Source organism: Wolbachia endosymbiont (group A) of Lasioglossum morio (assembly GCF_947250585.1).
Classification (GTDB): Bacteria; Pseudomonadota; Alphaproteobacteria; order Rickettsiales; family Anaplasmataceae; genus Wolbachia; species Wolbachia pipientis.
Genome location: NZ_OX366327.1, coordinates 524,219 through 548,224, shown reverse-complemented (window position 1 = coordinate 548,224; position 24,006 = coordinate 524,219). Strand labels below are relative to the sequence as shown.

Here is a 24,006-nt window from a genome sequence, read left to right as displayed (position 1 = left end):
ATCAACGCAAAGGTAAATAAAAAAGATTAATTAGTCAATAAATTAATAATCAGAATAGGGCAATTTTTCGGATTGTTGATGATATTTAAAATTTCACTATAATGAAAGTTTAAGCCAGCGTTTTTAAGATGAATAAAGAGTTATTAGATGACATACTTTCACTTGAAGATAAAGCAGTTTCCGAAATTGAGAATGCTTCTTCTTTGCAAGATTTAGAAAAAGTTAGGCTATTATATTTGGGAAAAAAGGGTGTAGTTAGAGCGTATTTTGATAACTTAAAAAAGATAGAAAATGCAGAGAAAAAGCGTGATTTAGGCGCAGTTATTAACGCTTTACGTGATAAGATAGATCATCTTATCATGAATAGGGAAAATGTGCTAAAAACAGAAGAAGTTAACTTTAAATTGCAGAACGAGGCGGTTGATATCACGTTGCCCGTTAGACCAGAAAAAATGGGCAAGGTCCATCCACTCAGTAAGGTTATAAATGAAGTAAAGCTTATTTTTGCACATATGGGTTTTAAAGCAGTTGATGGCCCTGATATTGAAGATGAATTTCATGTATTTGATGCACTGAATACTCCAAGTCATCATCCTGCGCGAGAGGAGCAAGATACCTTCTACTTAAAGAATAAAATAAACGATAAAAGAATGGTACTGCGCACTCACACTTCATCTGTACAGATTAGAACCATGGAAAAAACAAAAAAATTCCCAATTAAAATAGTAGCCCCTGGTAGGGTATACAGAAATGACTTTGATGCAACTCATACTCCTATGTTTCACCAGATAGAAGGGTTATATGTCGATGAAAACGTCAATATGGGCCAGTTAAAATTTACTATTCATCACTTCCTTAATAAGTTTTTTGGAGATAAAGGGCTGAAGATACGTTTTCGTAATAGTTTTTTTCCTTTTACTGAACCCTCTGCGGAAGTGGACATAAGTTATAAAGGTAGTAAATGGATAGAAGTGCTTGGATGTGGTATGGTGCATCCAAATGTCTTTCAAAATGTTGGAATAGACCATACTAAATACAACGGTTTTGCGTTTGGCATTGGTATAGAAAGGCTTGCGATGCTAAAATATCAAATCAGCGACCTAAGAAGCTTTTACGATAACAAAATCAGTTGGCTTGATCATTATGGTTTTCATTTTTCATCTTTAAGATAAGTGATAAATAAAGCTCATACTTTTATCATACTTGCTGCCGGGCATGGCAGGCGGATGAATTCAGATTTGCCTAAGGTTCTGCACGAAATAGGCAATTTTTCCATGCTTCAGCATGTCATTTACAATGCAAAACAGTTAAATCCTGAAAATATTGCTGTTGTAGTTGATCTGCCTTTAATTGAAAGACTAAAGTGCTTTAAGGATATACAGTTAATTACACAAGAATTAACACTTGGCACGGGAGATGCGGTCAAAACTGCGATGAGAAACCTAAGAGAATTGCCAGATTCAAGCATAGTTGTTGTGCAGTATGGGGATACTCCGCTCATAAAAAGCAGCACAATAACTAAAATGATTAGTTATTTAGAAGGCAAGGCTCTAGCTTGCCTAGGTTTTAGGGCAAGCAATAAAGAATATGGTAGGTTAATCATTGAGAATGGTTCCTTAAGAGAAATCGTAGAAGCAAAGAGTGATAAAAATAATCATGAAGAGTTTCTTGCCAATGCTGGAATAATGGTTGCATATGCAAAGAATTTACGTGAATTGGTGGAGAAAATAGAGTGCAATAGCTCAACTCATGAATATTATTTGACCGATATAGTTTCCATTGCAGTGAAGAGTAATTTAAATGTCGGTTACGTTATTACGGGTGGAGAAGAAGCAACGGGAATAAATAACAGAAATGACCTTATAAAAGCTGAGTTTTACTTTCAAGAAAATAAAAGAAAAATTTTTACCGACTCCGGAGTAACGCTTGTTGCACCAGAGACTGTTTTCTTTTCTCTTGATACGCAAATTGCCAGAGATTCAGTTATTTACCCATATGTTTTTTTCGGTACTGGAGTGAAAATAGAGTCTGGTGCGAAAATACTGCCATTTTCGCATTTAGAAAATTGCTTAATTAAAAGTAATGCTGAGGTCGGTCCATTTACCAGAATACGCGGAAACACAACAATTGGTAATAAGGCAAAAATAGGAAATTTTGTGGAAGTGAAAACAAGTGAAGTTGGTCAAAACACTAGAATAAAACACTTAAGTTATATAGGAAATGCTAAAGTAGGGCAGGAGAGTAATATAGGAGCAGGCACTATTGTTTGTAATTATGATGGGAAAAATAAACATGAAACGAATATAGGGAGCAATTGCTTTGTTGGCGCCAATAGCTCACTAATTGCGCCGCTTAATATTCATGATGAATCTGTAATTGCAGCAGGTAGTGTTATAGTTGAGGATGTACCAGAAAAAAGCCTTGCAATAGCAAGAGAAAAGCAAGTAACTAAGAGAATAAAGTAGTCTAATTTAATTATGTTGTTGTGTCATTTTTAATATTAGACTTCTTGCATAACCATATAACAAACTTTTATTGGGAATAGAAACAAAAAAACTTCCTTGACAAACTCCGCCAGCCCCCTTATCATAACAGTGAAGCTATTGTATTTGCTTTCGCCAATCTGCAGATTAAAAGGTAAGGATTACTTAATGTATCGGCGTCTTATGTTTAATTTTTTGCAGTATATAGATACTGTATGTCTTTACAAAACTTCATCTACATCTAGATTTTTATCTAAATAAGCTGAACGCGCTTATAAAGCGTTACAAGACATCAAAAAATGCCAATACTCGACAGAGATAGTAAAAGACTAGCTAACTCGGGGGTCCTTTGTCTTTTTTTCTGCTTAGTAAATTTCTTAAACATTTGCAGCGTAGGTTAGTTGCAATTAAAAGCAGCTGAATTTCGCTTGTCAAGCGTTTAAAACATAAAAAACGCCAATATTTTAAAGCGGACAATAACCACGGGGCTTCTTTTGCCTTTTTTTTCGCTTGGTAAATTTCTTAATATTTATAGCAACATGAATTGGGCAGGAAGGTGTCATTCCAGTGCTCCTTTTTTTGTCACCCGAGCCCCTATGATGTCATTCCAGTGCCTCTATGATGTCATTCCAGTGCTTGACACTGGGATCCAGTTTTCCATATAATCTCATCGAAAATGTTGTAACCACTTTCTATGCTAGTTTGCTTGCTCACAAGCAAACTTTCCTGGATCCCAGTGTCTGGGCACTGGGATAACAGAAGAAGGAGGCGCTGCCGTCTTGGATGAAAAGGCTGGATTCCAGTGTCAGCTACTTTCATGACATCATCATAAGGTAAACCAGTGTCAGCTACTCGGATGACAGGAGAAGGGGCTACTTGCATGACGGTGTCGGTAAACTTAGAGCTATAATAACTATTTGCCTTTTTTCTGCTTAGGTTATGCAAGAAGTCTACTGTCTGAGAAAAGGTAGATAAAAGATGAAAACAGATAGAAGTATTTTAGTAGCTCAAAAAGAACGTTAAGTCATGCTTTTTATTTATATTGACAGCGTATATGACATCGTTTACGATTAAAGTTAATAACAATAATTTATATTTATCATGTTTGCAGTAATTGAGACTGGTGGAAAGCAATATTTAGTAAAAGAAGGTAGTATAATAAAGGTAGAGAAGTTAGAAGCTGAAGAAAAAAAAGAGGTGGAAATCAATAAGGTGATTTGTATTTCAAATAATGGCTTATCTTATTCATCTAATGCTACTGTTAAAGCTGAAGTGTTGGAGCAGTGCAGGGGGGAAAAAATTATAATCTTTAAGAAGAAAAGAAGAAAAAATTACCGTAGGAAAACTGGTCATAGGCAGTATATAACTGTTCTTCGTATAAATGAAATTAGTCTTCAAAAGTAAGAGGTAAGATATGGCAACTAAAAAATCAGGTGGTAGTTCCTGTAATGGTAGAGATTCAGCGGGTCGTAGGTTAGGAATAAAGAAGAATGGGAAGGTTATTCCTGGTAACATAATTGTGCGCCAAAGAGGCACAAAATTCCATCCTGGAAAGAATGTTGGTATAGGTAAAGATCATACGATTTTTGCTAAAATAGAAGGCTGGGTCAGCTTTAGAAGATCAGCAAATAAAAAGACTTTTATTGATATCGTGCCTACAGATAATATGAAAGCTTCAGCTTGAATAAATCATGGGTCTGTAGCTCAGGTGGTTAGAGCGCACGCCTGATAAGCGTGAGGTCGGAGGTTCAACTCTTCCCAGACCCACCATTTAGTAGTTACTAACTGTGTTTTCTATAGCGGTTTTGATATTGTATAAGCAAAAACATGAGTTTATATAAAAATTTAGTAACCAGTGAATCAGTGGCGGCTGGTCATCCAGATAAAGTAGCAGATCAAATTTCAGATGCAATACTTGATGAGTACCTTTTTACTGATCCTTTTGCGCGAGCGCAATAGAGACTTTAGTCACCAAAGATAACGTTATTATAGCTGGGGAAGTGTTTGGGCCTAACATCAAAAATAGCAGGATTGAAAGTATTGTACGGAATACAATAAAAGATATTGGTTACGAGCACGATGGGTTCCACTGGAGAAAAGTGAAAGTAAATATATTGCTACATGAGCAATCAAATGACATTGCAATAGGGTTGGATCAAGGTGCTGGAGATCAGGGCATAATGTATGGCTATGCAACAACAGAGACAAAAAACCTTATGCCGGCACCCATTTTTTATGCACACTCGATTCTGAAAAATATCATGAGCGCAGTTAAAGAAGCAAAACTTGGTCCAGATGCAAAGTCACAAATCACTTTGGCATATGAGAATAACCTCCCGGTACGTGCTGAAAGTATTATTGTCTCAATACAGCACCCTGAGGATTTGGATCAATCAAAAGTAAAAGAAATAATTTACCCTTACATAGTTTCATCTTTACCTGAAGGATGGATGTGTCCTGAGGAAAATCTCTTAGTCAATCCAACTGGTAGATTTGTTATTGGTGGACCGGTTAGTGATTGTGGATTAACCGGACGAAAAATTATGGTTGATACTTATGGAGGTTATATTCCACACGGTGGAGGAGCGTTTTCCGGAAAAGATGCAACCAAAGTTGATAGATCTGCGGCTTATATGGCAAGATATCTTGCTAAAAATATTGTCTTTGCAGGTTTGGCTGAACGTTGTCTTGTGCAGCTTTCTTATGCAATTGGTGTATCAAAACCTACTTCATTCTATATTGATACATTTGGTGCGAATAAGGTAGAGGAAAGAGTAATTAAAAAGTTTATCGAGAATAATATAGATTTATCAACAAAAGGCATAATCAAGCATTTATCGCTTAATCATCCTATATATAAACGTACAGCCTGTTATGGACATTTTGGTAAACAGTCGGAAAGGGACGGTGGATTTTCTTGGGAAAACATGGACTTATCTGCTGATCTTTGTAGAGAATTCAATATAGAAGGTAATAGTAAAATTTCTTTAGATTGCTAAAATTTTTGATTTACAGCCCCATATTTATATACTAGCTTATTGTTAAAGCATAGCACGCTTTTTCATAATAATTATACCACATTAGTAATAATTTTTATATTCAATTTTTATTGTGAGGCTTATAAAGTGTATAACGAAATAGAAGGAGAACTGTACAACGTAATTGTAAAAGAGTTTTCTGATCTTATTGATAAAATAAAAGAACACCCTTTTAATGTTGAATTGATAAATAATACATTAGATTATGAAAAATTCAAATTCTACCTTCAGCAGGATTTTCTGTATTGTATAGATTGCGCTCGTGCTTTTTTAATTGTTGCAGCTAGAGTTGATGATATTGAAATGATGAGTAGTTTAATCAATTTGGCACAAGGAGCATTTTATGTTCGAGAACAGTATAAAAAATATTTTGAAGATTGTGATCTATCTGATGATCACAAAAAGTCAAGAGCTTGTTCTGCCTTTACTGACTTTTTCATGAGTGCCGCATATCACAATTCTGTTAATGAAGCTTTAGTAGCATCTTATTCTTGCTTTAACATATACCAAATCGTTATACGCCATATGGTAAATGAGATAACAACTAAAGGGGTTAAAAATAACAAATACAAAGAGTGGATCAACATTTATAGTAGCGAAACAGTAAATGCTGTAATTGATGAGGTTACTGATATTACAAATAAGCTATATAAAAAAGCTAGTGACTGTGAAAAAAAGAGGATGTATGAGTTTTTTAAGAAAGGGCTGGAATTAGAAATAATGTTTTGGGATGAGGCATATTACTCTAATATATCTAGCAAAGAATATTAGCAGCGGATTATTTACGTTAACTTGATCTTTTATCGGTAACTACAGTGTTCAGTGGCATAATTAGGAGCTGTTACGGGTCAAATCTTTTAAAGGATATAATTGAGCATCCTTTTAATGTTGAGTTAGCGAATAACACCCTAAATATAGAGAACTTCAAGTTCTATGCTCAACAAAAGACGTTGTTCTTAGGTGATTATATTCGTACCACCTTAATTACTGCATCCAGAATGGAAGATTATAGTAGTATTATCTCGCTTGCTGAAGTAGCCCAAAGAGTAGTGACTGTTAATAGAATGCTATATGACTACTACTTTACTATGTACGGTATAAGTCGCGAAAAGAAATCTCTTGAGTGTTTTAATTTCACTAATTTTCTTTTATCCATCTCGCATAGTAATACCTATGAGGCTATGACGGTTTTGTATTCTTGCATGTTTATATACGAGACTGTCGTTGATAGCATGAAAAATAGATTCAAGAAAAATAATAGATATAGGGATTGGTTTAATTTTTGTTACAGTGATTCAGTAAAGTCTGGATGCATTATTTTGGAAAATATTGTTGATGGATATTGCAGCAGAGCAAGAGAAAACGAAAAGAGCAGAATGCTTGAGTTGTTTAGAATAACTGCACAATTTGTGTTAGATTTTTTGAACGGTGCATATAATTTTTCAAGATTCAATCAATTTCCTAAGGAACATTGACAATTTTAAGCTAATTTGTATCCTTAATAAGTATTTTTTAAAATGCTATGAAAAGTAAAGAACATGATTTTCATTTAGTGGATCCAAGCCCTTGGCCAATTGCTGTATCAGCAGCAATTCTTATTCTTGCACTTGGATTAGTTGGCGCGCTTCATAAACAAATTGTCGGAATGTTTTGTTTAGTTTTGGGAATCTCCGCAGTATCAGGGGTGCTGTTTTATTGGTGGAGAGATGTAATAAGGGAGGCCATTTATGACAAATGTCACACTGCCATTGTAAAACATGGACTCAAATTTGCAATGTACTTGTTTATTCTCTCGGAGGTCGTATTTTTTATAGTGTTCTTTTGTTCATTCTTTAAAGCCTGGCTTGATCCAGTTTTTTTATTTGAGGCGTTTTCTCCTGCAAAAAAAGTTGAATGGCCCCCTGAAGGAATTTTGCCACCTGATCCGTGGTCACTACCATTCATGAATACATTAATATTATTGCTTTCTGGTACAACAATTACTTGGGCAAATCACTCTTTACTTAAAAATGATAAAAAGAGCATGATTAAAATGCTGTCCATAACTATATTGCTTGGAGTTTTTTTTATAATAGTGCAAGCAATAGAGTATCATGAAGCGAGTTTTTCTCTACAAGAAACAGGAGAAAAGCTTATTTATACATCCAATTTTTATATGATTACCGGTTTTCACTGCGCACACGTTATAATAGGAATAATATTTTTATCAGTGTGTTTATTTAGAGCACGGAAAGGCCAATTTACACTTCAGGACCATTTGTGCTTTGAGTTTGCCTCCTGGTATTGGCACTTTGTAGATGTAGTCTGGATATTTTTATTTTTGTTTGTCTATTGGTTAAGCGTTTATTAAGTGGTTAAAATAATAGGTCTAGATCCAGGAATAAGCAAGACTGGGTGGGCCATTATCAGCCTGAACGAAAAAAATAATATTGAATTTTTGGGCGGCGGTACCATATCAACTGATGGTAAATTGGGTACAGGTGAACGCCTACATATAATTTTTGAACAATTAAAGAAAGTAATTTCCCTATACTCTCCGAATGAAGCTGCGGTGGAGAAAATTTTTGTTAATAAAAATCCTAAATCTTCACTAACTTTAGGATATGCAAGAGGGGTTGTAATTTTAGCGTTAAAAATAACAAAGCTAACTATGAATGAATATGATGCAAACTATGTAAAAAAAAGCATTACCGGAAATGGCCATGCTGATAAGGATCAGATGATATTTATGGTGAAGCAAATAGTTAAAAATTTGAGTATAAAATGCCACCATGCTGCTGACGCTCTTGCTGTAGCAATTTGTCATGCTTATACGAAAGGTTCTTGTTTTGTTGAGTAACTTTTATATGGGATTCAGTTTGAAGATTTCCAGATCTGGAAAAACTATTTGATTGTATTTATCTTGTCTAACGTTCGTTGCAAAATAATACATGCGGAGATTTTATCATCTATTTTTTTCGATTTTGTGATTGATATTCCAGTAATTTTTAGTGTATGAGTTGCGATAGATGTTGAGAAGCTTTCGTCTTGTAAGTATATATTTACTTTATATTTTTTTATTATTTTATTTGCGAATTGGATTATAGTTTTACACCATTTAGTTTCTTGCTCGTCCATTTTTAATGGTAGTCCTATTACCATTGATCCAGATTCATTTTCTTTGAATATTCTATGCAGATAACCTAAATCTTTGCTCATATTTTTTCTGTGATATATGCTATGAGCTGTGGCTATGAGCTGTGTTTTATCGCTAAATGCTATGCCTATTTGCTTTTCTCCCATGTCAAGGCACATTATGCGCTTATCTTTTGGAATAGACTTTAGAAACTCATCTGGATTTCTATGTAGCATCTATTAGACTTCCTTTAAAGTGACCTTACCAAAAAAGTGGAGAGAAAGTTAAGAAAATTTTTTACAAAAAGAATAATGAATCAAATTGCTCAGGAATGCAATAGACTTCTTGCATAACCCAAACTAAGTAGAAAAAAGGTATCATCTAAGTAGCTGACACTGGTTTCCATCCAAAAGGGCAGTGCCCCTATGATGTCATTCCAGTGCTTGACACTGGAATCCAGACTTCAATTGTTATACTTGTAAATAAGTCTGGAACGTTCATCTCAAAATGTAGTATTTTTGTTGAAATAGCTCAACTGGATTCCAGCGTCACGCGCTGGAATGACACCTTTGTGTTTGCATAGCTGTACGAACATTGTGATTTGAGAGCAATCTCCACAAGGGAGGATGTCATTCCAGTGCCCAGACACTGGAATCCAGGAAAAAGAAGGTGTCATCCAAGTAGCTGACACTGGGATACAGAAGACTTAATTTCAACCAAATAATAAAGGCTGGATCCCAGTGCTTGGCACTGGAATGACAGCAATCCTACGTCATACCGCGATTCATTCGCGGTATCTCGGCCGCTAACAAGTAGCGGGATGACGGTTATCGTTTAGCTACAAACATTAAGAAATTTACCAAACGAAAAAAAAGGCAAAAGAAGCCCCGTGGTTGGCTAATTACTTACATTATACTTTCAAGTATGGCGTTTTTTTATGTTTTAAACGCTTTATAAGCGCGTTTCAGCTTATGTAGGTAGAAGTTTTATAAAGACATAAGGTGCACATAGTGCAAAAAATTAAACATGAGACGCCAGATACGTGAGTTTTTTTGTCATTTAATCTGTACAGAGAAGATAAATAAATAGCTTCAATTTTATGATAAGAGGGCTGGCGAAGCTTGTCAAGTAATCTTTTGCATTTAACCCGTTTCTATGGGTAAAACAATCTGCATACCACTTAGCTAACATGAGTTTTGTTTTGACTTTTTGTGCTAATTTTGCAGAATATTAAGATTATCATTTAAATAAAATACATGACGAAAGAGGATTGGGAAGCGGTAATTGGGCTTGAGGTACACGCTCAAGTTTCTTCTAATACGAAGCTATTTTCTAGCTCATCAACGGAATTTGGTGCTGAGCATAACACTCAAGTTTCTCTAGTTGATGCGGCAATGCCAGGTACGCTGCCAATACTAAATTACTACTGCATAGAGCAAGCAATACGCACTGGTCTTGCACTTTCTGCAGAAATTAATAAGTATTCTTACTTTGATCGGAAAAATTATTTTTATCCTGATTTACCACAAGGTTACCAGATAACTCAGTTTTTTGAGCCAATAGTTAAAAACGGTAGAGTATTTATCAACGACAATGAAAAAGAAATAAGAATTGCGAGAATTCATTTAGAGCAAGATGCAGGAAAGAGCGTTCATGAGGAAAGCAGAACTTATGTAGAGTTAAATCGTGCAGGGGTTGCTTTAATGGAAATTGTTTCAGAGCCAGATCTCCGTTCATCTGCGGAAGCTGCAGAATGCACGAAAAAATTGAGGCAGATTTTGCGTTACATTGGTTCGTGTGATGGTGATATGGAAAAGGGATCACTTCGTTGTGATGCAAATGTTTCTGTCCGCCTAAAAGGCAGTAGTACATTTGGCACTCGTTGTGAGATAAAAAATCTGAACTCGATACGTTATATTGTGCAAGCTATAGACTATGAAATACAAAGACAAATTGAAATTTTAGAAAGTGGAGAAGAAATAAGTCAAGATACCTTATTGTTTGATGTTGCTTTGGGAAAAACAAAAGTGATGAGAAGCAAAGAGGATGCAAGCGACTATAGATACTTCCCTGAGCCTGATTTATTACCTGTTGAGGTAAGCCAGGATAAAATCGATTCTATTAAATCATCTTTACCCGAGTTGCCAGATCAAAAAAAGCTGCGATACATTGAGGAATTAGGTATCAATGAATACGATGCAAACGTCATTACCTCCGATAAAGCGATTGCTGATTACTTTGAGGAATTGATAAAAAAACATGATTCAAAGCTCGCGGTCACCTGGTTAACTGTAGAGCTTTTCGGTCGTTTAAATAAAGCAAATATTGATATTGTGAGCTCTCCAATCAAAGCCAATGCCCTGTCCGAGCTCTTAGATTTTATCGTTGATGGAACAATCTCTGCTAAACTTGGCAAACAAATTTTTGATATTATGTTTGAAACTGGCAAACCTGCATCCCTTATTATAGAAGAGCAGGACCTAAAGCAAATAACCGATAAAGGTCAAATATCAGAAGTTATCGACAAAATCATCAATAACAACCAAGATAAAGTTCAAGAATACAAAAGCGGTAAAACAAAGTTATACAGATTCTTTGTCGGCGAAGTTATGAAACTTACCAAGGGAAAAGCCAGCCCTGATGTCGTGAATTCAATTTTGAGTGAAAGATTAAGTAATTAGTCACATTTTTTTATTTACATAACAGCACATCTCGTAGATATTCTCAGATTTACGCTACGATATCTTTAATCTCATGACATATAATTTTATTATTTTTTTACCATTTGTCGGCACCATCTTTAAAATTATGTGAGGTTGAGGATGCCTGTAAGATTATCCTGCTCGGCGGTTAAGCGCACCTTTCATGGTATTATGTATCAAGCAAGATGGCTAATGCTGTTTCCTAAACATGCAGTAGATAGAGAGTATTCTTTCCGCCTATTCACAGAGAAAAAATCAGCTAAGGATTTTGATGATATTGTTCTTCGGTATGAACAAGATGGGAAAATAGTACATAGATTCATACAAGTCAAGCACAGGCAGGGTAGGCACAAAAAGATCAGTATAGGTGACTTATTAACACCGGGAAAGAATGGTGCATTTGGCTTAATAAAATATCTCATTGCTTATTTAAAGATCAAAAGTAGTGGAGAGTTTGAGGGTGAAATAGAGGATTTTGTCATTATTACAAATGATGATTTTGATTCCGCGGATTCGACATCGCATCCAGTAAGAAAGCTGAGAATGATGCCGAGTGGGAAGAATAAAGGAAAGGAAATTTCAGTCATAAGAATAGACACACAAGATGAGTTTCTGGATGTAGGTGATGGTGTAAGATATAAATTTGATGATAGCATTATCTCATATTTGCAGGAGAATAAGAATTTTATAAAGCGTGAGGTAGGTAGAGAAGTCAGTGATAAAGAAATAGAAGACTTTTTAAATAAATTAGTATTTGCAGTCAATTTGCCAAGCGGAACTGAACTTAGTGAAATTATTAAGAGTGAATTGGGCAAGGAATTCAGCAATACTGATGCAAGTCACTTCTACAGCCGTTACCAGGAAGAAGTGCTGATTTTGCTGGAAAAAGAAGAAGAGGAGTTTCTATCATATGAACAGGCGAAAGCCCTAATTGAAAAAATAAGAGAGGAAATTTTAGGAGCGGTTTGGTTTGATGTCAGAGGTCCAGTCAGACTATTTACAGGAAGAGATGAGGAATTGGGAATGCTACATGATTCGCTACGACGCAATCCCAAAGGTGCTGTAATTTCATACATAACGTCTATTAGTGGTCCTGGGGGGATGGGAAAAAGCCAGTTGGCTAGAAAATATGCTTGTAAATATAGAAGATGTTATGACGGCAATGTTATATGGATAGACGCTGAAAACTTTGAAACTATGAAAGATTCTTTCTTGAGATTAGCTAGAGATAATAGACTAGGTATTTCTCCCAAAGATAAGTACAGAAACGACAAAACGATAGAAACTATTGTTAGAGAAGTATTTGCTTTCTTTGCAAGAAGGAGGAGCCTGTTCATTTTCGATAACGTTCAAGAGTACAAAAAGATAAGTAAATTTTTGCCATTTTCTTTATCTCCTGATCTTAACAAGCCTCATATTTTGATTACTTCACATGATCAAGAACTGGAGAAGGGGATAGATGTTATAGTACTAGAGGGATTGGAACTAAAAGACGCTATAGAATTTGTTAAAAAAGGATTTAATATACCAAAAAAAGATAAATCGCAAGATCGGGAGATAGAAAATTTGGTAAGAAGGTTGCAATGCTTTCCTTTAGCTATACAACAAGCAGTATCATATATCGAAGACCAGAGAATAACAGAGAAGTTCGAAATTAGTGATTATCTAAAAGAGTATGAAAAGAAAGCTAAGAAGTTACTTAAGTCTAAAATATTTCAAGGAATTGATAATGACTATACTAAAACAACTTTTACAGCTTGGGAAGTTACGATGGATAAAGTAAGAAGTGATGAACAATATGGACCATTAGCTTCAGAGATTTTAGATGTTTTGGCTTATTTTGCACCTGATAAAATCGCTAGAGAAATATTCTTAAATTTGGTAAGTGATTATAAGAAAAAGCAGTTAAAGCTAGCCATCCGTTTACTTGTGAGATATTCCATGGTGGGCGATGAACAAAACCAAAGTGTATTAAATGTCCATAGGTTAGTACAGAAAGTAACAAGATTAAAATTACAAGAGAACCGACAAGAAGAGAAAACCCTCAGAAAAGCTCTAGAATTGATAAATAGTGGTAATGCGGCGCAAAACAGTGCAAGTCATGCTACATCTATTTGGAGATATGTAAGTAAACAAGGTAAGTTAATTGGTGACTTTTATTTTAATTCCACTTACGGTGAATACAGTAGTACACCATTACATTTACTTACGGGAAATGGTAATTATAAAGCAATTAAGGCCATATTAACGCATATGGAAGAAAAATATTCAGACAAATTTAGAGGGGTTGTTAATGCTAAATGTGAGTATAGCGTTACTCCATTACATTTAGCTGCTGGAAGTGGATGGTTGAACATAGTGGAATACCTGATCGATAAAGGTGCTAATGTTGATACTAGGGACTATTATTATCAGACACCATTATACTGGGCTGTTAGGTATGGAAAATTAGACATAGTAAAGTATTTTATAGGTAAGGGTGCTAATTTTGACACTGAAGATTGGTTTTGCTGGCCTCCGTTGTACTGGGCTGTTGAGAGCGAAAATTTTGATATAGCAAAATATATTATGAAAGAAAAAGGTATTGATGTTAGTACTAGGGACAGCAATGGCAAAACTATGTTTCATGAGATTGTTAGGTTTGCAAAACTAGAGGCGGTAAAGTACCTTGTTGGTAAAGGAATTGATATTAAAGACAGATATGGTGATACTCCACTACATTGGGTTGTTACCAGGGGAGAGATTGATGTGGTAAGGTATTTTGTAAGACGAGGTGCTGACGTTAATGCTAAAGGTAATAATGATCTAACACCATTGCACTGGGCAGTTCTGTACGCGAACTTGAAGGTAGTAAGATGTCTTGTTGAAGGTGGTAGTGATATTGATGCCAAAGGTAAACATGGCTGGACACCATTACACTTGATTGCCAAGAATAACCGTCTATTATGGGGAGATGATTTGAATGGAATGTTGGAAACAACAGAATACCTCATTCAAGAAAATGCTGGTGTTAATGCCAAGGATAAGTATAGCAACACTCCACTCCATTTTGCTGCTATGAAGGGAAAGGTTGATATGGTAAAAATACTGCTAAAATATAACGCTGATATTAATGTTAAGAACAGAGATAATGAAACTCCGTTGCACTATGCTGCTAGAAGTGGAAACTTAAAAGTAGTGGAATATCTTGTTAGAAAGGATACTTATTTTAGTATCAAGACTAAAATTGGTAATACTTTATTACACTTTGCTGTTAAAAGTGGAAAACTAAAAGTAGTAAAATATTTTATAGAAAGAGGTATTGATGTTGATGTTAAAAACAGGTGCAATGAAACTCCATTACATCATGCTGCAAGAAATCGAGACTTAGAAATAATGAAATATCTTATTGAAAAAGGTGCTCAAGTCAATGCTAAGGGTAAAAATGACGAAACACCGTTACACCTCGCTATCCATATGGCTACCTTTAGTGAGGACTTAAGTATAGTAAAATGTCTGATCAGTAAAGGTGCCGATGTTAATGTTAAAAACGGAAGTAATGAAACTCCATTACACACCGCTGTTGAAGATGAAAACTTAGAACTAACAAAGTACCTTATTGAAAAAGGTGCTAATGTCAACGCTAAGGATAAAGATGGCAAAACACCACTACATCATACTACTCTGATGAGAAAAGTCGATATAGCTATGGTATTACTAAAACACAACGCAGACGTTAACACTAAAAATAATGAAGGAAGAACAGCATTACATTATGCCACTGATTTCAATCATAGGGACCTTGTGGAATTGCTTTTAGCTCATGGTGCATCCCATGACTATTGAAATTTTGCATTTATAGCTCTTTTTACAATAATCCGAACAGACCGTAATATGCTACTGGCCTGCTATAGCCATAAACACATATCTTATCGCATTCGGACTATTATAAGAAAGGCTATAATTTATAGCTCCAGGCTATAGGATGACAGAAGTGGGCTTTAATGGCTGTAGTACTATAGCTGTTATACTCCAAAAGTAAGTATTAGATATAACAAATAGAAGAAATTAGATAGAATGATTAAAGGGGCAAGGGTATAAAGGTTTAACTTAAAATAACCTGATAAAATTTGAATCACACTTCCAAGTGCTGGCACCCATGAAAGTAATGTAACTGCACAAATCAGTAGATTTTTTACGATTTTTGGTGTTTTATGCTCGTTCTCTAGTTTGTGGTATGATTTTCGTATAGAGATTGTTATTCTACCTAAAGACCAGTTAACTATTCCACCAAGGCTTGATCCTAGTACTCCAAAAAATAACATCAGTAGTGGAGTGTGATACGACCTGAAATAAAGCATGGTATTGAACACAAAACCTTGATGTATGGGTAAGACTAATGATGATACTAGACTATCTGTGAATAACAGGAAGTAGTTTTCCATATGAGTTTACCAGGTTGTTGTACCATCTTCATTGTCAGAAATTGTAATCCCCATTTGTTTCAACTGGTCCCTTATTTTGTCTGCAGTATTATAATCTTTATTTTGTTTTGCTGCTCTTCTTAAATCTATCAATCTTTCTATTTCTTGATGACTCACACCAGCAGTAAACCACTCTTGATAACTTGACTCAAGAAGACCAATAAATCTGGCACTCTTAACAAAACTCTCAGTTAATTTTAGCTTTTCACTTTCATTACTCATTTTGTTAATTTTTGCAGCCATTTCATGTAATATAGCTAGAGCTTCAGGAATGTTTAAGTCGTTTTTTAAAGCGTCTATAAAATCTTCAGAAATCTCTGCGTTACTTTCATTTATTGTATCTAAATCACGTGATAGCCGATAAAATTTATTTAAGGTTTCCTGTGCGTCAGAAATAACGTTTTCTGTCCAATCAAGTGGTTTTCTGTAGTGAGTTTTGAGCAGTGCATAGCGTATTACTTCACCCTTTATTCCACTATCTAGCAAATCCCTTACTTTGACTATATTAAATAAGGACTTGCTCATTTTTTCTTCGTTTACTGTAAGAAAGCCGTTATGTATCCAGTATTTTGCAAACATTGATCCAGCAAATGCAGACTTACTCTGTGCAATTTCATTTTCATGGTGAGGAAATTGTAAATCTATGCCGCCACCATGAATATCAAAATCTTTGCCAAGGTAAGCATATGACATTGCTGAGCATTCTATATGCCATCCAGGCCTGCCCTCTCCCCATGGGCTATTCCAATAACTTGAAAGTTTGTAGTCAATATCATTTGCAGGCTTCCACAGCACAAAATCTCCCGGGTGCTTTTTATTTTCATTAACTTCAACTCTGCTACCTGGAACCAATTCATCAGTTTTTTTTCCTGATAAAGCACCATATTCATGGTAAGATTCTACACTAAAATATACATGTTTATTGGATTCATAAGCATGACCAGATCGCAGCAAATATTCAATTAGTTCTATAATATAATTTATGTTTTTCGTTGCTTTTGGCTCGTGTGTTGGCTCTGCACAATTTATGCTTCTCATATCTTCATGAAAAGCCTTGGTGTAATATGTGCTGATACTTTCTATGTTGCTATTTTTTTCACTTGCTGCATTAATTATCTTATCATCAATGTCGGTTATGTTACGCACATAGGTAACTTTGCCATAACAAAACTTAAGTAGCTGAAATAACACATCATACACAACAACAGACCGTGCATTGCCTATATGTGCTGTGTCATATACTGTTGGTCCGCAAACATACATTTTCACATGATCTTTATCGATAGGTGTAAAAAGCTCCTTTTTTTTTGTTAAGGTGTTGTAAAGCCTAACCATATACGAAGCTTTTGAGAAAAGAAAATGCCCCAATGATAAGTTGTGGCCCTTTGACTACTACAACAAGAGTAAGCAATAACCCACACAATGATATTAGAACTCCCAATATGGATAGAAACCCATCTTTACTCATGATACCAAGCGAAATAAGAGTCGTACCAATTGCAGGAATGAAGTTAGTAAGAGGTAGTGGAAGAGCTATTGATAACGCACAAAGCAGCATTATAAAAGCTAAAATTTTTTCACCGGGCCCATAGAAAATAAAAGACATTCTTGGTCTCATGAACTTTTCTATTTTTTTTAATGCTGGAGAAGTTTTCTCTACCACAAAAGCTAGTGTTGAACGCTGAAAAGACCTTCTTTCCAACCAATGCGGCATCCAAGGAGAATCAAATCCAAATAGAAGCTGCAGTGAGAATAAGATTAAAGGTATAGAAAGAATAGTTGTATAACCAGGTGGAACCGGTATAGGCACCGATAGCGGCAAGGAGAAGATGATTATTAAAATACCAAAACCACGCTCATGCAAAGCTGTTTTAATGTCAAACAAAGTTACTTTATCGCTATCATTGTTATTGGTATCTGCAACTTCTTTTAGAATATCAGAAGCTAATTTATCACTTTTAGTCAACTTATCATTTCTTGACACGAAAAACCTTTGATAAAAATAATTCTTAACACAACTATTGTTTTATTTCAATATGCATTATTCATTTTGCGCTAGTAATTCGTTCTTTTGTTAAAGTGTTGTAAAGCTTTTAAGAAGAGAAAGTGCTCCGGTTATAAGTTGTGGTCCTTTGACTATTACAACAAGAGTAAGCAACAACGCGCACAATGATACTAAAACTCCCAATATGGATAGAAACCCGTCTTTACTCATAATGCTAAGTGAAATAAGAGTTGTGCCAATTGCAGGAAGGAAGTGAGTAAAAGGTAATGGAAGAGCTATTATTATTGCACAAAGCAACATCATAAAAGCCAGAATCTTCTCACCAGGCCCATAGAAAATGAAAGACAGTCTTGGCTTCATGAATTTTTCTATTTTTTCTAATACAGGGGAAGTTTTCTCTACCACAAGAGCTAGTGTTGAACGCTGAAAAGATCTTCTTTCTAGCCAACTGGGCATCCAAGGAGAATCAAATCCAAATAGAAGCTGCAGTGAGAATAAGATTAAAGGTATAGAAAGAATAGTTGTATAACCAGGTGGAACCGGTATAGGCACCGATAGCGGCAAGGAGAAGATGATTATTAAAATACCAAAACCGCGCTCATGCAAAGCTGTTTTAATGTCAAACAAAGTTACTTTATTGCTATCATTGTTATTGGTATCTGCAACCTCTTTTAGAATATCAGAAGCTAGTTTTTTATCTTTAGTTAGTTTCTCACTTTTTTGCACAATTATCCTTTAATAAAATATTCCTCTTAAGCTAACATAGTTGTTGCTGTATTTCAATATTTGTTATTTATTTCATACCAACACTTCATCTCTTTCATTCTTTAACCTGACTAAGTTTTTAAACAGATGACATGCACTAAGGTGCATGTCACGAAGTATGAGGACGCTAACGATCTGGTTCATTAGACGATAATTTTTCTGAGTCCTTAAGCTCCTGTTTAAGGTTTTTGATGCCTTTTCCTAAATCACCCATAACTTGCGGTAATCTGCCTGCACCAAACAGAACTAAAATTATTATTAAGACTAGAAACAATTGCCATGGTCCTAAACTCATTTTCACCTCCATTTAAAATATTGACCTTTAAATATTAAAACTTGACTGAAGTCAAGTAACACATAGATTATATCACCTTTATTTAATTATAAATCAAGGTTTTTTAATTATTTTATAACAATCCCAAACTAGATTATTTTCTTGCAGCGAATAAGTGGAAACTTTTCGCTTAACTGTAGAGTAGAAGAGAGCTCACTAAAAAACTTTGCTAGCGTATCATCTTGAGGCCTATGGTATATATCGCTAGAAACTCCTGATTGAATAATTTTACCATTTTTCATTACGTAGATAAAATCTGCAACTTTCAATGCTTCTTGCGGGTCATGAGTTACCATTAGCACAGGGATATTTTTACTTCTAAAAAGGGACAATATATGTTGTCTTATTCGGCACTTGAGCAGTATATCTAAATTAGAAAATGGTTCATCTAACAACACAACATCAGGGTTTTGTGCCATCACTCTTGCTATTGCAACTAATTGTTGCTGTCCTCCAGATAAGGCGTTAGGGTACATATTTTCATATTTTTCTATATTGAGTAACTTCAAGATTTCCAATGCAATTAGGTGCTTTTCTCTCTTGGAAGAGCTGCGGATAGCAAAGGTTATATTTTCTACTACTGTTTTATGAGGAAATAATGCAGAATGCTGAAAAATCAATCCGATATTTCTATGTTCTATAGCGACTGATGCCTTATTACTTGCAACTAACCTATCATTTATAAAAATAGTTCCAGATTTTGGATTTTCTATCCCCGCAATTAATTTCAAAATTGTTGACTTGCCACAGCCAGAATGCCCCAATAAACATGCAACATTTCCTTTCTTTACTTTAATGTTTATATTGCTTAAAGCAAAGTCGTTTTGATTGTTATAGAAATAACCAATATTGTTAACTAGCATTAATCTTACTTAAACCATGTTATTAAATATAATAGCATTATACTCAAGAAGTACAGAAATGTTTTTTGTCGTCATAAATTGGTTATGCAAGAAATCTAGAAAAGAAAGGATTTTTTGCTATAACTTTACATGAATGGTAGGAAACACGGGACTATAGCTCAGCAGGATAGAGCGTTGGACTCCTAATCCGAAGGTCGTGCGTTCGAATCGCACTAGTCCCACCACATTAAATTTCATGGAGATTTTTTCTCACAAATACACACACCTTTTTTTGCGGTTTTAAGATATAAATTCCCTAATAATAAAACGGGTTTTGTGTCATTCCAGTACTCCTCTCTTATAATTCACGTATTTAAGAATGACTTCTGCTAAACCTTTACTAATTCCAGGTACGTTTTGAATTTCAGCCAGAGAAGCTTTGCTTATATTTTTCACTGAACCAAAATAAGACATCAACGCTTTTTTTCTTTTGTTGCCAATGCCGGGTATTTTGCTTAATTGTGAAACTATAAACTGTTTATCGCGTTTTTTTCTATGTGAAGTTATCGCAAAACGGTGGGCTTCATTACGCAGCGATTGTAAGTAAAGCATGACTTTGCTGTCATTTGCCAGACTGAATTCTTCCCTGCCCAGCATATAAAATCTTTCATTTCCTGCGTTACGATCAGGACCTTTTGCCATACAAGCAAAAGGAACGTTTATATTCAATACTTCCAGTACATTCTGTACTATGGAAACATGTCCTGGTCCACCATCAATCAGTAAAAAATCAGGTATTATGCCTTTTATATTGCCGGAGAAACGTCTGGTTAGCACTTCCCTCATCATTTTATAGTCATCGCCTGAAAATTTTTCCTTTATAGTAAATTTTCTGTACTCACTTTTTAAAAAACCCTCCTGCCCTGCAACAACCATTACACCAATTTGTTGGTTTCCAAATATATGGCTATTGTCATAAACCTCAATACGCTTTGGAATGTTTGGTAACAAGAAGATTTTGCTAAGCTCTTCAAGCTTTTCTAGGTTATTTCTATAATCGATAAGCTTCTGCTCTAAGCTATGCTGAGAGTTATCATAAACAAATTTCAATAAATCACGCTCTTTTTTATTCTTTGCATGCAGAACTTTTACTGGCTTTTGAGCAACCTTATATAGTGCTTGTTCTATAATTTCCTTATCCACAATAGAATCTGGAACGTAAATTTGTATTGGAGGTATGTTAGCTGAATTATAAAAATTGACCAAAAAGGTGGATAAAATTTCATCATTTGAGTGATCACCACAGTTCTCGGCAAAGTAAGGAGTGCTGCCGTAGTTGTCTTTATTTCTGAACGATAACACACTAATACATGCTAGATCCTCTTCACGTACAATACTGAAGAAATCTGCATCTTTTTCAAAAGAAAAATCCGTGTGCTGTATTTGAATTTGCTCAAGAAACTTTACCCGATCTCTATATATAGCAGCAAGCTCATAGTTTTCTTCACTGCTGCACTTTCTCATTGTGAAAAGTAACTGTTCTTTCACTTCCTTATTTCTTCCAAGCAATGTATTTCGTGCCTGTTTTACTGATTGGCAGTAGTCGTCTTTTGTGATTTTGTTTATGCATGGTGCTGAGCAGCGCTTAATTTGATACTCAATACATGGTCTTTTTGTTGATGAAAAGTATTGATCTGAACATACTCTCAAGAGAAAAGCTCTTTGCAATGATAATATAGTTTGCTTAACAGCAGCGGCAGATGTAAAGGGACCATAATAATGAAACTCATTCTTCTTAAATTTGCCTCTATATTTTGCTATTCTTGGATAATCGTGCTTGGAAATTGTTATATAAGGATAAGATTTTCCATCCTTAAGCACAATATTATAAAGTGGTTTCAATGATTTTATTAGCTGTGCTTCAAGAAGCAGTGCTTCGATTTCATTCTCAGTGATGAATATTTCAACCTTAATAACCTGTAAGAGCATAACTCTAATTCGTTCAGAAAGATTTTCGAATTGAAGGTAGTCGGATAACCTTGACTTTAAGTTTTTTGCTTTTCCAACATATAAAGCTTTATTCTTATCTCCGACCATCTTATACACGCCACAGGACTGTGGAGATGATTTGATTTGTTCTTTATAGTTGCCTAAGCATTTATCCATTGCTTAACCTGTATGAGGTTAAAATCTGCTACTAAATGAAAGGTGGAAACTACATTTTCAAGCAAAGATAATCTGTTTCTTCTCAGCTTATCAGAATCACAGTTAATCTTTATACTGTCCATAAACTGATTGATAAACGGAGCAAAACCAGCAAGTTCATCAAGTGCTACATTAAAGTGGTTATTTTTTATCGCTTGTTTTATGTTTTTACAAGCAGTTATAGCACAATTTGATAGCGCAATTTCTTCACTTTCAATCAAAAACCTCTTACCGTAAGATGCACTATAAGTAGTGCCATCACTTTTCCTTGCTTTGCTCATCATGTTACTGACTCTTTTGTAAGTGCTTAGAATTTGTTCACCTTCTGGAGTACTAAGATAACGATCCAATATAACAGTTTGCTTTTCTGCTGTCAGCAGATCATTAATATCGATTTTATATAGTATTGAATCTACAACATCTTGCCTTATATCTCTATTTTTTAAAATAACCTTGAATCTTTCTAAGCAGAATCTAAATACTAGTTCTGAAATTTGTTTTCTATTTGGCTTATCAACTGATGTTGTATTTTTATTAAATAGAAGCCTTGAATATAAAGATACTGACTTGTCTATCATTAGCCTAATTGGAATATGCAAATTATTTTCAAGTATTGTCCTAATTATACCAATTGTCATTCTCCGCAAACCAAACTGATCATACGAACCAGAGATTTTCTCACCTGCTGCAATTAAACCAACTAAGCTATCCACTTTGTCTGCAATTGACACAGCAATTGCAGAAGGATATTTAGGACACTCTTGCTCTGGCCCGATTGGCTTATAATGCTCAGTTATAGCTTCCACTATTTCTCTATCTTCTTGAAAATAAGAAGCATAATATCCACCCATTACTCCTTGTAATTCTGGAAACTCTCTTACTATCGATGTTGCCAAATCAGCTTTTGCCAAATATGCAGCGCGTTCAACTTTTATCAGCGAAGCATGTGGAATAAATATAGCTATATACTTTGACAGAGCCGTAATACGCTTCACCTTTTCCCCCACGCTGCCAAGTGAAGCATGAAATAATATCAAACCTAATTTTTTGACATAATAATCTAGATTTTCCTTTTTATCTTGAGATATTAAAAATTGGGCATCAGCAAGACGTGCTTCTAATATTCTTTCGTGTCCTTTAATAACTTCACCATTGTTGACGTTGACAACAGTGACAAAGTGTGAAATTCTCTTTCCATTACTTAAAGCAAGGTATTTTTGTTGTGTATTAACTATACTAAGTATTACTTCCTTCGGTAATCCAAATGACTTTTCTTGATTCACTTCACCAAACAGTACGATTGGCCACTCTATAAGCCCTGTCAATTCATTTAGTAAATAATCATTTTTCTCAAGTTGTAAATTCTGCTCTTTTGTGAATTTATTAATCTGATCTAGTATAAATTGCTTTCTTTTGTCCATTTGGAGAATTACACTGTTTTTTTCTAGCAATTCAAAATAGTCTTTAGGTGCTTTAACAGTTAACGCTGTACCACTTGAGAGAAATCGATGGCCATATGTTGTGTTAGATGCTGTGATCCCTGCAAAAGACACAGGTATTATTTCGTCATTTAAAATGCATAAAATGTTTTTGATTGGCCTAACCCACCTTTCTTTTCCTTCGCCCCATCTCATGCTCTTCAACCAAGAAAAGTTTTTGAGCATTTCCTCCAGTTGATTTTTGAGGAATTCTCTGATGTTAAATGAGCAGCTTTCTCTTTTAATGAAGTAAAAATCCTCATTATTTACTTTTCGAACGAGCAAATCTTCTTCATTTTTCTGATATTTTCTTAAAAAACCTTCGATAGCACTTTTTGGTGCGTTAATGTTTGGTCCCTTAACTTCGTTATTGGAATCCTTTAGCTCCAAAGCATTTATGTTGTCGACAAATAGGGTAATGCGACGTGCCGTTATAAAAACCTCCATTGATGTAAATTTTACATTATTTTTGTTAAAAACATTGGCAATACAGCTTTTAACTTGAGTTGCAACTACATTCTGCATTCTCGGTGGTATTTCTTCTGAAAGGCACTCAAATAATAACTGCAACGACAT

21 protein-coding genes, 2 tRNA genes and 1 pseudogene are annotated in these 24,006 nt (G+C 34.9%); 13 read left to right on the top strand and 11 right to left on the bottom strand.

Annotated elements, in window-relative coordinates:
* The first annotated feature begins 128 nt into the window (after positions 1-128).
* Both pheS and glmU read left to right on the top strand, forming a co-directional pair.
* Complete coding sequence (gene pheS, locus OOK89_RS02700; protein ID WP_077188521.1) at positions 129-1,172, top strand: phenylalanine--tRNA ligase subunit alpha; 1,044 nt, start codon at positions 129-131, stop codon at positions 1,170-1,172.
* On the top strand, positions 1,173-2,465 hold the full coding sequence (glmU, locus tag OOK89_RS02695; protein ID WP_264719250.1) for a bifunctional UDP-N-acetylglucosamine diphosphorylase/glucosamine-1-phosphate N-acetyltransferase GlmU: 1,293 nt from the start codon (positions 1,173-1,175) through the stop codon (positions 2,463-2,465).
* A gap of 642 nt (positions 2,466-3,107) precedes the next feature.
* Here glmU and OOK89_RS06515 read toward each other — a convergent pair.
* On the bottom strand, positions 3,108-3,365 hold the full coding sequence (locus OOK89_RS06515) for a toluene-4-monooxygenase system B family protein (protein WP_264719248.1): 258 nt from the start codon (positions 3,363-3,365) through the stop codon (positions 3,108-3,110).
* A 219-nt stretch (positions 3,366-3,584) separates the two neighbouring features.
* Between OOK89_RS06515 and rplU the strand changes: the two genes are divergently transcribed.
* The 8 genes and pseudogenes from rplU to ruvC all read left to right on the top strand — a co-directional run bounded on the left by rplU (position 3,585) and on the right by ruvC (position 8,360).
* A complete protein-coding gene (rplU, locus tag OOK89_RS02685) occupies positions 3,585-3,887 on the top strand; it encodes a 50S ribosomal protein L21 (protein WP_006279565.1) in 303 nt (100 codons plus the stop codon).
* Between the two features lie 10 nt (positions 3,888-3,897).
* Positions 3,898-4,167: a 50S ribosomal protein L27 gene (gene rpmA, locus OOK89_RS02680; protein ID WP_006279564.1), complete on the top strand. Its 270-nt coding sequence runs from the start codon at positions 3,898-3,900 to the stop codon at positions 4,165-4,167.
* Positions 4,168-4,176: 9 nt separating this feature from the next.
* Positions 4,177-4,253: transfer RNA gene (locus tag OOK89_RS02675), tRNA-Ile, on the top strand.
* A gap of 57 nt (positions 4,254-4,310) precedes the next feature.
* Positions 4,311-5,482, top strand: a pseudogene (gene metK, locus OOK89_RS02670) (methionine adenosyltransferase).
* Positions 5,483-5,608: 126 nt separating this feature from the next.
* A complete protein-coding gene (locus OOK89_RS02665; protein ID WP_038249063.1) occupies positions 5,609-6,292 on the top strand; it encodes a TenA family protein in 684 nt (227 codons plus the stop codon).
* Positions 6,293-6,336: 44 nt separating this feature from the next.
* Positions 6,337-6,996: a TenA family protein gene (locus OOK89_RS02660; protein WP_264373885.1), complete on the top strand. Its 660-nt coding sequence runs from the start codon at positions 6,337-6,339 to the stop codon at positions 6,994-6,996.
* Positions 6,997-7,043: 47 nt separating this feature from the next.
* A complete protein-coding gene (locus OOK89_RS02655; protein WP_006279354.1) occupies positions 7,044-7,871 on the top strand; it encodes a cytochrome c oxidase subunit 3 in 828 nt (275 codons plus the stop codon).
* Positions 7,872-8,360 carry a crossover junction endodeoxyribonuclease RuvC gene (gene ruvC / locus OOK89_RS02650; RefSeq protein WP_151807779.1) on the top strand — a complete coding sequence of 163 codons (489 nt, stop codon included), beginning with the start codon at positions 7,872-7,874 and terminating at the stop codon, positions 8,358-8,360.
* A gap of 44 nt (positions 8,361-8,404) precedes the next feature.
* On the opposite strand, the gene ruvX is transcribed toward ruvC, so the two are convergent.
* A complete protein-coding gene (gene ruvX, locus OOK89_RS02645; protein WP_010082183.1) occupies positions 8,405-8,872 on the bottom strand; it encodes a Holliday junction resolvase RuvX in 468 nt (155 codons plus the stop codon).
* Positions 8,873-9,138: 266 nt separating this feature from the next.
* Positions 9,139-9,327 carry a hypothetical protein gene (locus tag OOK89_RS02640; RefSeq protein WP_264719247.1) on the bottom strand — a complete coding sequence of 63 codons (189 nt, stop codon included), beginning with the start codon at positions 9,325-9,327 and terminating at the stop codon, positions 9,139-9,141.
* Between the two features lie 565 nt (positions 9,328-9,892).
* Here OOK89_RS02640 and gatB point away from each other — a divergent pair.
* Complete coding sequence (gene gatB, locus OOK89_RS02635; protein ID WP_264719246.1) at positions 9,893-11,317, top strand: Asp-tRNA(Asn)/Glu-tRNA(Gln) amidotransferase subunit GatB; 1,425 nt, start codon at positions 9,893-9,895, stop codon at positions 11,315-11,317.
* A gap of 141 nt (positions 11,318-11,458) precedes the next feature.
* Entirely contained in the window at positions 11,459-15,163 is a 3,705-nt protein-coding gene (locus tag OOK89_RS02630; RefSeq protein WP_264719245.1) for an ankyrin repeat domain-containing protein, read from the top strand.
* Positions 15,164-15,342: 179 nt separating this feature from the next.
* Here OOK89_RS02630 and OOK89_RS02625 read toward each other — a convergent pair whose 3' ends face one another.
* The 6 genes from OOK89_RS02625 to OOK89_RS02600 form a co-directional block, all read right to left on the bottom strand.
* A complete protein-coding gene (locus OOK89_RS02625) occupies positions 15,343-15,762 on the bottom strand; it encodes a YqaA family protein (RefSeq protein WP_319803647.1) in 420 nt (139 codons plus the stop codon).
* Between the two features lie 6 nt (positions 15,763-15,768).
* Positions 15,769-17,136: a cysteine--tRNA ligase gene (cysS, locus tag OOK89_RS02620; protein WP_264719243.1), complete on the bottom strand. Its 1,368-nt coding sequence runs from the start codon at positions 17,134-17,136 to the stop codon at positions 15,769-15,771.
* Positions 17,129-17,785 carry an exopolysaccharide biosynthesis protein gene (locus OOK89_RS02615; protein WP_264719242.1) on the bottom strand — a complete coding sequence of 219 codons (657 nt, stop codon included), beginning with the start codon at positions 17,783-17,785 and terminating at the stop codon, positions 17,129-17,131. Before OOK89_RS02615 ends, cysS begins: the two co-directional genes overlap by 8 nt.
* A 90-nt stretch (positions 17,786-17,875) precedes the next feature.
* Positions 17,876-18,532: an exopolysaccharide biosynthesis protein gene (locus OOK89_RS02610; protein WP_010962397.1), complete on the bottom strand. Its 657-nt coding sequence runs from the start codon at positions 18,530-18,532 to the stop codon at positions 17,876-17,878.
* 166 nt (positions 18,533-18,698) lie between these two features.
* Entirely contained in the window at positions 18,699-18,866 is a 168-nt protein-coding gene (gene tatA, locus OOK89_RS02605) for a twin-arginine translocase TatA (RefSeq protein ID WP_006013840.1), read from the bottom strand.
* Positions 18,867-18,994: 128 nt separating this feature from the next.
* Positions 18,995-19,768 carry an ABC transporter ATP-binding protein gene (locus tag OOK89_RS02600; protein ID WP_141456795.1) on the bottom strand — a complete coding sequence of 258 codons (774 nt, stop codon included), beginning with the start codon at positions 19,766-19,768 and terminating at the stop codon, positions 18,995-18,997.
* Positions 19,769-19,915: 147 nt separating this feature from the next.
* Here OOK89_RS02600 and OOK89_RS02595 point away from each other — a divergent pair.
* Positions 19,916-19,992, top strand: a tRNA-Arg gene (locus OOK89_RS02595).
* A gap of 94 nt (positions 19,993-20,086) precedes the next feature.
* Here the strand turns inward: OOK89_RS02595 and uvrC are convergent.
* Positions 20,087-21,913 carry an excinuclease ABC subunit UvrC gene (gene uvrC / locus OOK89_RS02590; protein WP_264719241.1) on the bottom strand — a complete coding sequence of 609 codons (1,827 nt, stop codon included), beginning with the start codon at positions 21,911-21,913 and terminating at the stop codon, positions 20,087-20,089.
* On the bottom strand, positions 21,898-24,006 hold the full coding sequence (gene glyS, locus OOK89_RS02585; protein ID WP_264719240.1) for a glycine--tRNA ligase subunit beta: 2,109 nt from the start codon (positions 24,004-24,006) through the stop codon (positions 21,898-21,900). Before glyS ends, uvrC begins: the two co-directional genes overlap by 16 nt.